The following is a 10781-nucleotide window of genomic DNA, read 5'->3' on the forward strand; positions in this document are numbered from 1 at the left end:
TTTTGTGCGAGTAAACGAATCCCCATCGAACTCCGAACGATTGTTCGATGGATTTCGTGTTGGTTGGAATCGCCCAAGGGCTGGGCTATGCTACCTTGACTATCTATATGACTAAAACGCAGCAAAGGAGCATCGAGAGAGCGAGCATGGCAAAAAACACCGCAAACTATGGTAACGACAGTATTCGTCAGCTCAAGGACGAGGAGCGCGTACGCCTGCGCCCCGCCGTCATCTTTGGCTCGGACGGGCTCGACGGCTGCGCGCATGCCGCCTTCGAGATCCTGTCCAACGCCGTTGACGAGGCGCGCCAGGGCTACGGCAAGCTCATCACCCTTACCGCCTTTCGCGATGGCTCCATTCAGGTAGAGGACAACGGCCGCGGCTGCCCGCTTGACTGGAACCCCTCCGAGAAGCGCTTTAACTGGGAACTCGTCTTTTGCGAGCTTTACGCCGGCGGTAAGTACAACAACAACCAGGGCGGCGACTACGACTTCTCGCTCGGCACCAACGGCCTGGGCTCGTGCGCAACCCAGTACGCCTCCGAATACATGGACGTCACGGTTTGGCGCGACAGCAACAAGTACTCCCTGCACTTTAAGAAGGGCAAGGTCGTCGGCGCCAAAAAGAAAGCACTCGAGGTTGAGCCCAGCGACGAGAACCGCACCGGCACCACCATCAAGTGGCGCCCCGATCTTGAGGTCTTTACCTCCATCAGCATCCCCCACGATTGGTATCGCGAGACCATGCGCCGCCAGGCCGTGGTCAACGCCAACGTGACCTTCCGGCTGCGCATCGAGGGCGACGACGGCGAGTTTTCCGAAGAGGACTTCTGCTATCCCAAGGGCATCGAGGACTACGTGCTCGAGAAGGTCGGTGCCGACTACCTTACCGATCCCTTCTTTATCGAGGCCGACCGTCGCGGTCGCGATCGCGAGGATCTGCCCGATTACAACGTAAAAATCACTGCTTGCATGTGCTTCTCGCGCACTTTCACGATGCAGGAGTACTACCACAACTCCTCCTGGCTCGAGAACGGTGGCTCACCCGAAAAGGCGGCCCGCAGCGCCCTGACCAGCGCCATCGATGCCTACATCAAGCAACAGGGCAAGTACAACAAAAACGAGAGCGGCATCAAATGGCAGGACGTCCAGGACTGCCTGGTGCTGGTAACCAACTGCTTCTCCACCCAAACGTCCTACGAAAACCAGACCAAGAAGGCCATCAATAACCGCTTTATCCAGCAGGCCATGACGGCATTCTTTAAGGAGCGCCTCTCGACCTACTTGATCGAGAACAAAGATGCCGCCAACAAGATCATGGAGCAGGTGCTCATCAACAAGCGCTCGCGCGAGAATGCCGAGAAGACGCGCCAGAGCATCAAGACCAACCTGCAGCAGAAGACCGACATGGCCAACCGCGTGCAGAAATTCATCGACTGCCGCTCCAAGGACAAGAGCCGCCGCGAGATCTACATCGTAGAGGGCGACTCGGCAGCAGGCGCCATTCGCACCTCGCGCGATGCCGAGTTCCAGGGCGTTATGCCCGTCCGCGGCAAGATCCTCAACTGCCTAAAGGAGGACTATCCGCGCATCTTTAAGTCCGACATCATCATGGACCTCATGCGCGTGCTGGGCTGCGGCGTGGAGATCAAGGACAAGCGCATCAAGAACCTCGGTGCCTTTGACCTGGACAACCTCAACTGGAACAAGGTCATCATCTGTACGGACGCCGACGTCGACGGTTATCACATCCGTACGCTCGTGCTCACCATGCTCTATCGCCTGGTGCCCACGCTTATCGACGAAGGCTACGTGTATATCGCCGAGTCGCCGCTCTACGAGATCAACTGCAAAGAAAAGACCTACTTTGCCTACACCGAGCTCGAGAAGAACGGCATTCTTAAGGAGATCGGCGACCAGAAGTGCTCCATCAACCGCTCCAAGGGTCTTGGTGAGAACGACCCGGACATGATGTGGCTCACCACCATGAACCCCGAGACGCGTCGTCTGATCAAGGTGGAGTCCGAAGACGTCACCAAGATGGAGACCATGTTCAACCTTCTGCTGGGCAGCGACGAGGCGGGCCGCAAGCGCCATATCTCGGAGCACGGCAAGGAATACCTGGACCAGCTGGACCTGCAGTAGCAGCAAATCGATAACGACGGCCCATAAGAAGTTCAAGAGGAAATCGTGGCAAAGAAGAAGACGAAGAACCAGCCAAAGAAAAAGCAGGTCAACGCCGAGAACGTCATCGGCCTGCACTCCGAGGTCACCAATCAGCCGATCACGCAGACGCTCGAGGTCAACTACATGCCCTACGCCATGAGCGTCAACGTTTCGCGTGCGTTCCCCGAGATCGACGGTTTTAAGCCCTCGCACCGCAAGCTGCTCTACACCATGTACAAGATGGGCTTGCTCAAAGGTGAGCGCCAGAAGAGCGCCAACATCGTGGGCCAAACCATGAAGCTCAACCCGCACGGCGACGCCGCAATCTACGAGACGATGGTGCGCTTGGCCACCGGCAACGAGGCGCTGCTCGCCCCCTTCGTGGAGTCGAAGGGCAACTTTGGCAAGTACTATTCGGGTGACCTGAGCTACGCCGCCTCGCGTTACACCGAGGCCAAGCTCTCCCCCATCAGTGCCGAGATCTTCAAAGACATCGACAAGGACCCGGTCGACTTTGTCGACAGCTACGACGGCGCCATGAAGGAGCCGCGTTTGCTGCCCACCACGTTCCCCAACATCCTTGTCTCGGCCAACAAGGGCATCGGCGTCGCCATGGCGTCTGACATCTGCGGCTTCAACCTCAACGAGGTCTGCACCGCCACCATGCACTATCTGCAGGATCCCAACTGCGATCTGCTCGAGTACATGCCCATGCCCGACTTCTCGACCGGCGGTGAGATTATCTACCGCCGCGAGGAGATGGAAAAGATTATCGAGACCGGCCTTGGCAGCTTCCAGATCCGCTCCCGCTGGCGCTGGATTCCCGAAGAGCGCATCATCGAGGTCTACGAGATCCCCTACACCACCAAGACCGATGTCATCATCGATCGCATCGTCAAGCTCTCCAAAGAGGGCAAGGTCAAGGAGATCGCTGACATCCGTGACGAGACCGACCTCTCGGGCCTGCGTATCGCCATCGATCTTAAGCGCGGTGTTGACCCCGACAAGCTCATGGCGAAGCTTTATCGCTCGACTACGCTGCAGGATTCGTTCTCATGCAACTTTAACGTGCTGGTCGACGGCTATCCCCGCGTTATGGGCGTACGCCAGATCCTGCACGAGTGGGTCAAGTGGCGTATTGAGTCCACGCGTCGCCGCATTAACTTTGACTTGGGCAAAAAGTCCGAGCGCCTGCACCTGCTGCACGGCCTCGAGGCGATTCTGCTCGACATCGACAAGGCCATCGCCATCATCCGTGGCACCAAGCTTGAGGCCGAGGTCGTGCCCAACCTTATGAAGGGTTTCGACATCGACGAGACCCAGGCCGAGTTTGTTGCCGAGCTTAAGCTCCGCAACATCAACGAGGAGTACATCCTCAACCGTACCAAGGACATCGCTAAGCTTGAGGGTGAGATTGCCGAGCTTGAGGAGATCCTCTCCAGCGAGGACAACATCAAGAAGGTCATCAGCGACGAGCTGGCCGCGGTCAACAAAAAGTACGTGATGCCGCGCCGCACGGGCAGGATCGAGCCCCACGAGGTCATCGAGGTAAGCCTGGAGCCCGAGGTCGAGGAATATCCGGTTACCATCATGCTCTCGCGCGAGGGCTATCTCAAAAAGATGACCGACCGCGTGCTCAAGAAGGCGGCCACGCTCAAGTACAAAGACGGCGACAAGCCCTTTATCGAGTTCCCGTCCTCCAATACGCACGAGCTGCTCGTGTTTACCAACAAGAGCCAGGTGTACAAGTGCAAGGTCGCAGCGTTTGAGGACACCAAGTCGGCCCAGCTGGGCTCGTACTTGCCCACCGACCTCGAGATGGAACCCGACGAGAGCGTCATCTGGGTCATCGACCCCGAGGACTACAAGGCCGACGTGCTGTTTGTCTTTGAGAACGGCCGCGTGGTGCGCGTCGCACTTGCCGGATATGTTACCAAGACCAACCGCAAGCGCCTCAAGAACGCCATCTACGGCGGCAGCAAACTGCTGTATGCTCAGGTGCTCAAGGAAGACCGCGACATCGCGCTGGTCTCGAGCGACTACCGCCTGATGAACTTCAACACGTCGCTGCTCAAGACCAAGACGACCACCAACACGCAGGGCGTCCAGGCCTTTACCGCCAAGAAGGGCCGCTCGGTCACCACCGTCGGCACGACCGAGGGGATTCTTGGCGCCGGCGTCTCGGCCGAGAAGTTCACCGCGCAGAGCCTCCCCTCCGCCGGTGCCCTCATGAAAGAAAACGACATGCCGAGTCTGTTTGACTAGGACGACGGCAACGAGATCGTTAGACACTTCGCAAAGCGACGAGGCCCGGAACGCAACGGCATTGCGCCCGGGACTCGTCGTTTTTCTTCTCAACTATTTTTTAACGCAGATAAATTGATTTCTGCTTATTTTTCTGCGTAAAACATGTCAGCGCCACTGCTTCGATGCCCTTTGGTCTGTCGTTAGCAAAACTTGCAAAAGTTAGCAAAACTTGCAAAAATTAGCAAAACTTGCAAAGGAGCTACCATGGAGTACAGCAAGAACCCCTTTACCCCAACATTTGGAAGCGTCCCTCCCTTTCTAGCGGGTCGCGAGCATATCCTGCGCGACATCAACCGTGGCTTTATCAACGGCCCGGGAGATCCCAACCTGTCGACTATTATTACGGGAGCAAGGGGAACGGGCAAGACGGCGCTTCTCTCGCTCCTTTCAGAAACGGCGCTTGAACACGGCTGGATCGCAGCAAATGTCTCCGCCATGCCAGGCATGCTCGAAGATATTATCGAGCGAACCAAAGAAGCCGCAGATAGCTATCTCTCACAGCCTCACGCGCGCATAAACGGCGTTCAAATTGGTCCAGTGGGCATCGATTGGACATATGCTCAAGAGGCCCAGGGCAACTGGCGCACACGCATGAATGGTATCTTTAAGCAACTCGAAAAACATGACATCGGACTTCTCATCACCATCGATGAAGTCACCGTCGATCTCGAAGAAATGCTTCAATTTGCCTCTGTTTACCAGCACTTTGTACGCGAAGGTAAAAAAGTTGCCCTACTCATGGCAGGACTGCCCTACAAAGTATCGGCGCTGCTGCGTAACGATTCCGTCTCGTTCCTCAGGCGTTCCCAATATCATCAGTTAGGACGAATCACTGACGTTGAAATTGCAAACGCGTTTCGCAAAACTGTTGAGGCCGGAGGACGTTCAATCACACCAGAAGCGCTCGAGGATGCTGTGAAGGCCGTCGACGGATTCCCCTACATGATGCAGCTCGTCGGATATCGCACATGGGATGTTTCGGAGAACTCGCCCAAAATCAGCGCACCTGATGTCCAGCAGGGTTCTCTGCTTGCCCGTATGGAGCTGCGCGATCGAATTCTCGAAACGACCTATCGGGAGCTTTCCGATAAAGACATTGAGTTTTTGCTCGCGATGCTGCCCGACTCTGGCCCCAGCAGGGTCTCGGAGATAGCCAAACGCATGGGCGTTGCCGGCAACTATGCAAGCCAATATAAACGCCGTCTCCTCGAGGACGGCGTCATCGGAGAGCGCGGGCGTGGTCTCGTTGGCTTTGACATCCCCGCATTCAGGGAGTTCCTGAGTGAGAAGGCCTCCTAGCACGCCGAGATTGTCCGCAAGGGCAACGGCGCATGGCAATCAACGATTCACCTGGCAAGGACGGCAAGCAGTTCAAATAACACCGATTGCCATGCGTTCTTCTTGTCCTTAGGCGAGCTTGCGGGCGAGCTCTCGCACCTCTTCCAACTTGGGCGACGATGCCATGCTGTCGCGCTCGGTCATACCGCTGATGGTGACAATGCCCTGGTCCTCCCACTTGCAGTACGCGCAGGCTGACTTGTACATAGCGATCGGCGCATCATAGGCGCCCTCGCTGTGACTATCGAGCAAAAGGGCCGTCTTGGTAAACGGGAAGCCCGTAGCACCGAAGGCGTACAGGCGGTCGATGGCAGCCTTCTCCTGCGCAGTGATATCGAACCAGTAGATAGGCGAGGCGAAGACGACCATATCGGCGCCTTTCAACGACTCGATCACGTCGGCCATGTCATCCTTCTGCACGCAAGTGCCCTCGTGGGCGAAGCAATACTGACACCCCAGGCAACCGGCGATTTTCTTGCTGGCAACGCGGACGACCTCGACCGTATGGCCGCTCTCGCGTGCGGTCTCGGCAAACGCCTCGACCATAATGTCGGTATTAGCGCCCTTGCGCGGGCTACCACTCAATACAACGATATTCATATGGATTCCCTCTTCTTCATGCTGCAGGCGCGCAGTGTGTTTTCTTGTAACCAAAACGAATGGACTTAATCAATCGCCAGCAGGCCATATCTCTTGTTCAAGTTCCCTAAAGAAGCTCAAGACGATTGCGATTGCCTTATACAACGTCGAAAACCAACAAGGGAGCCATGGTTGCGCCGCCTGCCCAGATGGCACGCGGTCAAGATGAGCATTGGGAATCGCGACGACTTGATATCGCTCGCATGTCTCCTTCGGAATAGGCGTCAAGGACAACTACCTGGATAGCGAGCCAGCCGAACAGGCCTTCGGCCATATCGAGGACGGGATCGGAGCGGACGTGATTCGACTTCGGACCCTTTAGGGATGACTGACCTCGACGCCTACGCAACCCACTGAAACGCTCGGAGGGGTCGGGTCAAATTGAAGGGACTGGCCCCGGAGAAAATCCGGGGCCAGTCCCTTGCAGCTTATTTATTTATTGAGCCGTCTAAGTTTGGGCCGCAGTTCGCATCCGCGCGGTACCGACTTCTTGTGGCAAGCGAAATGAGAGCGCCTAGTTTTATCAGATGCGCTTTCTTTTGCGCGCGCAGATTGCAGCTGCCAATGCAAGCACATCCGTTCCGGTCAGAGCAGCGCCAAGCACTGTTGCCGTATGATCGCCCGTTACCCTCCATAACTTCTGATTGTTGCCGTCTTGACGATTATGTATCTTTACATTACCTTCTGAAACATATGGCGCACCTTGTCCAGGCGGCTGTTTGGACGGCGGGGCTGGATGACCGGCTGACCGACAGCGGCCTGATATCCTTTCAGCTCTGTAAGGCATACGCTCCGCCCGTTGGTGTAAAAGGCCAGATCAGTACGGTATGCCTGTATACAGCGGGCGGGAATCTCGCCAGTAATGACAACTTCATCCTTTTTTACCTGGGCCGTTTCGATGGTGGCACAGTATTTCGGTGCATCATGATAAGCCCTGGAAAGGTATTCCTGGGGCGCATAGAGGATGAAGGAGAGATAAGGTTCCAGCAGCTGCGTCCCCGATTCCTTCAATGCCTGTTCCAATACAATCGGGGCCAATGAGCGGAAGTCCGCCGGCGTGCTGACCGGACTGTAATAAAGCCCGTATTCAAAGCAAATCTTACAGTCCGTTACGTTCCAGCCGAACAAGCCCTGCTCCAGCCCGTAACGGATACCATCCCTGACAGCGTTTTGAAAACTCTGGTTCAAGTATCCCAGCGAAACCCGGCTCTCGTATTGTACACCGGAGCCAAGCGGGAGTGGTGTAACAGACAGTCCGATGGATGCCCAAAACGGGTTGGGCGGCACCTCGATATGGATGGTGTGGCTGGCTGCTTTGAGCGGCCGCTCCATATAAATGACGGTGGGTTCCTTTACCACTGTTTCAAGCTTGTATTTTTCCGACAGCAAAGCGGAAACAACCTCCAACTGCACCCGGCCCAAAAAAGAAAGAATGATCTCATGGGTGATGGAATCCACCTCGCAGCGCAAAAGCGGGTCAGTATCCGCAAGTTGCGTAAGAGCGTCCAGCAGCCGTTCTCTTTGCGCTGCCGTTTTCGGCGCAATCGACGTCCGCAGCATGGGGAGGGGGTCCTCACGCCACCTTTTACGAGGGAGCCGGGTGTTGTCCCCCAATACGTCGTTTAATCCCACGCTGTCGCTGGGAAGAATGACAATTTCGCCCTTGTGGGCGGTGTCTGTCCGAACAATCTCCCCTTTGGATGGAATACGCATCTCTGTGATTTTCAGCTTTTCTCTCCCGGCCAGAGCCACCGTATCCCGCAGGCGCAGCGTTCCGCTGTATAGCCGCAAATAGATGAGCCGCTGGCCACAATCTGTATACTCCACCTTGAAAACGCTGCCGCATAGGGCGTCGCTCCCCTGTTCCCCAATCGGTTGGAACAGCCCTGTCACCGCATCCATCAACGGTTGAATGCCAAGGCCCTTTTTGGCGCTGCCATGATAGACCGGGAACAGGGAGGCGTCTTGAACCCGCCGCTGTTCCTCCTGCGCAAGTTCTTCCCGGCTGATTGGTTCTCCTGCGATATACTTTTCCAATAATTCATCGTTATTTTCAATGACCGCATCCCATGCTTCTATGTCGGTATTTTCCTCCAGGACTATTTCCGGGGACAGCGACACCGTCTGCTTGATGATAATATCGGCGGAGAGCTTATCCCGAACAGACTGATACACGCCTTGCAAATCAACGCCAGTCTGGTCGATCTTGTTGATAAAGATAACGGTGGGAATGTCCATTTTCCGCAGGGCATGGAACAGAATACGGGTCTGGGCCTGCACACCATCTTTAGCGGAGATCACCAAGATGGCCCCATCTAAAACAGCCAAAGAGCGGTACACCTCCGCCAAAAAATCCATGTGGCCGGGCGTATCCACAATGTTGACTTTACATCTGTTCCACTGGAAGGAAGTGACTGCCGCTTGAATGGTAATCCCACGCTGCCGCTCCAAAAGCATGGTGTCCGTCCTCGTTGTCCCTTTTTCGACGCTCCCCGGTTCTGAAATGGCTCCGCTGGCATATAGCAGGCTCTCCGTCAAGGTTGTCTTTCCAGCGTCTACATGGGCAAGAATCCCGATATTGATTATTTTCATGTGATTGTCCTCCCTTTACTGCCCCGAAGGGCATAAAAATCCCCAGCAGTAAAATACTTTTACCACTGGGGATGATAATTGCGGACATACACGTATACAGCATACACCTGTTTGTGAGTGCTGTTTTTGGGGATATGTCAAAATTGATAAGGCAAAAGTATTCTTAAATTGGGTACAAAAAACTAAGCCCCTACAAAAGGGACTATCATAATCCTTTGTTCCCACTATTTGATTATAGTTTTATTTAAGAATACCTTGCCGCATATTTTTTACTCCTTTTCTGGACTTGAATTATTATATCACATCAGTTTTAGGAAAACAAGTATCTAAAAGAAATTTTTCTTCCCCTTATATGTAACAATCATACCGGCTTCCTAACGTTCAGAATGGTTTCTACTGTCTGCTGCGGTGTTTGGTTGGAATTGTCCAGCCAAAAGCCGATCCGTGGTGTTGTCTGCATTTTACTAAATACAAATTCAATGTATACAGAAAGAAATATATAAGGAGTGGGAGGGATTCCGCCGTAGTCGGCATTGTAGGAAAATCCAAAAGTTTAGATTTTCTCAAAATGCTTATCTTTTGGTCTTTGGTTCGGAATAGTGTAGTGCTGGCGGTCTATCTATTGTTTTCGGTTGCTTGCTTCTTTACCGTACATGAGCATTTGCTCAGGGCATCTCGCTTTCAAAGTCTTTTGAATCTGAGCTGGGGCATACATGCGCTTGCTCAGATTTGGTAAAAGGATACGATTGCGCCTTATTCTAATATAGGGTTTATTAAGGCAAATGCAAGTAATAGATGCAATAGCGAAATCATTGCTATTGCATATGGCTCTCTTTCCGCTCCTTTCTTAATTGGGACTTAAATCCTCCTGATAAGCAAGACGTTTTCGCCAAAGCGCTTATAAAAAGACGGCGCTGGGCCCGAGCTCACCTTGCATGCAGACTGAAAGGCAACCACCCAGCCCGGTACTGACGAATACGGGGGGCAACGGCGACAGCTCCTCTGCCAATGCGAATGCAAACAGCACTGGTAACAACAACCGCCACAACAAGGGTAAGAAGCCTGCAAAGGGCGGCTTTCCCATAAGTCATGGAGCTGACTGGGGCTTCGCTTGCGTCCGGATCGATTTGCGCGCGTTCGAACTCCCGCGCGGGCGATGAGGACCTTCGTGAATGCATCCCTGATGGACAGAAGCGACCCGAGCCCCAAGCGGCGCGCTTCGAGCAGCGGAAGTTGAAGCGTAAGCAGAAGCATCGTGGGCATTGACCGGTGCCGACATGGGTCCAGGTGTGAACAGGGCTACGTCCCCTATTCGCACTGTTCACACATACAGCAGCGGGCACGGATTCGGCTGAAACTGCGCCCGCTGTCTGATGCTAAATTAATTTATCAAGCATGTGTTCTATTCCAGCGCAGTAATATACTCCGATCAAGACGGCCGCGTATACGACCGGGAACTTTCGGCAATTGGATACGCGCCTGACCTGGGATATCCAAGCGAACAATTGGCCTAACCCGCGATAGGTCCCAGGCCAGGCGGGTATCCAATCGAAGGGGAAGGGCGCTCCGGTGCGGAGGCAGCGGAGCGCCGGGGGAAAGCCCGGCCGGCCAGGCGGCCCCGTTCGCCCGTGTGTTTCGTCAAGAGGATTTGAGCAAAAAGATCATCGGAAATTGAGCAGCCTGAGCATCGGAAGCGCGCACGCTTTTTGAGCGGCTAGCCCTCCTGCATGAGGGCATGGC

At 54.7% G+C, this 10781-nt stretch carries 5 protein-coding genes; 3 read left to right on the forward strand and 2 right to left on the reverse strand.

From position 1 onward, the window contains the following. Positions 1-146: 146 nt before the first annotated feature. From ACTQ1S_RS03865 to ACTQ1S_RS03875, 3 genes are all read left to right on the forward strand, one after another. Complete coding sequence (locus tag ACTQ1S_RS03865; RefSeq protein WP_441547125.1) at positions 147-2144, forward strand: DNA gyrase/topoisomerase IV subunit B; 1998 nt, start codon at positions 147-149, stop codon at positions 2142-2144. 45 nt (positions 2145-2189) lie between these two features. Continuing rightward, positions 2190-4430 (forward strand): DNA gyrase subunit A, encoded by a 2241-nt coding sequence (locus ACTQ1S_RS03870; protein WP_441547126.1) that lies wholly within the window; start codon positions 2190-2192, stop codon positions 4428-4430. Positions 4431-4676: 246 nt separating this feature from the next. Further along, a complete protein-coding gene (locus tag ACTQ1S_RS03875; protein ID WP_154516910.1) occupies positions 4677-5771 on the forward strand; it encodes an ATP-binding protein in 1095 nt (364 codons plus the stop codon). 108 nt (positions 5772-5879) lie between these two features. On the opposite strand, the gene ACTQ1S_RS03880 is transcribed toward ACTQ1S_RS03875, so the two are convergent. Next, the gene (locus ACTQ1S_RS03880) at positions 5880-6410 is read right to left on the reverse strand and encodes a flavodoxin family protein (RefSeq protein ID WP_441547127.1); all 531 of its coding nucleotides are present in this window, start codon (positions 6408-6410) and stop codon (positions 5880-5882) included. 711 nt (positions 6411-7121) lie between these two features. Further along, entirely contained in the window at positions 7122-9041 is a 1920-nt protein-coding gene (gene tet(W) / locus ACTQ1S_RS03885) for a tetracycline resistance ribosomal protection protein Tet(W) (protein ID WP_441538504.1), read from the reverse strand. Between the last annotated feature and the right edge of the window lie 1740 nt (positions 9042-10781).

It is taken from the genome of Collinsella sp. LCP21S3_D3 (genome assembly GCF_052118305.1).
Lineage (GTDB): Bacteria > Actinomycetota > Coriobacteriia > Coriobacteriales > Coriobacteriaceae > Collinsella.

Bases quoted from the DNA above. Each gene is read 5' to 3' on its own strand.
- ACTQ1S_RS03865 (WP_441547125.1), top strand. From the start codon at position 147: ATGGCAAAAAACACCGCAAACTATGGTAACGACAGTATTCGTCAGCTC.
- ACTQ1S_RS03875 (WP_154516910.1), top strand. From the start codon at position 4,677: ATGGAGTACAGCAAGAACCCCTTTACCCCAACATTTGGAAGCGTCCCT.
- ACTQ1S_RS03880 (WP_441547127.1), bottom strand. From the start codon at position 6,410: ATGAATATCGTTGTATTGAGTGGTAGCCCGCGCAAGGGCGCTAATACC.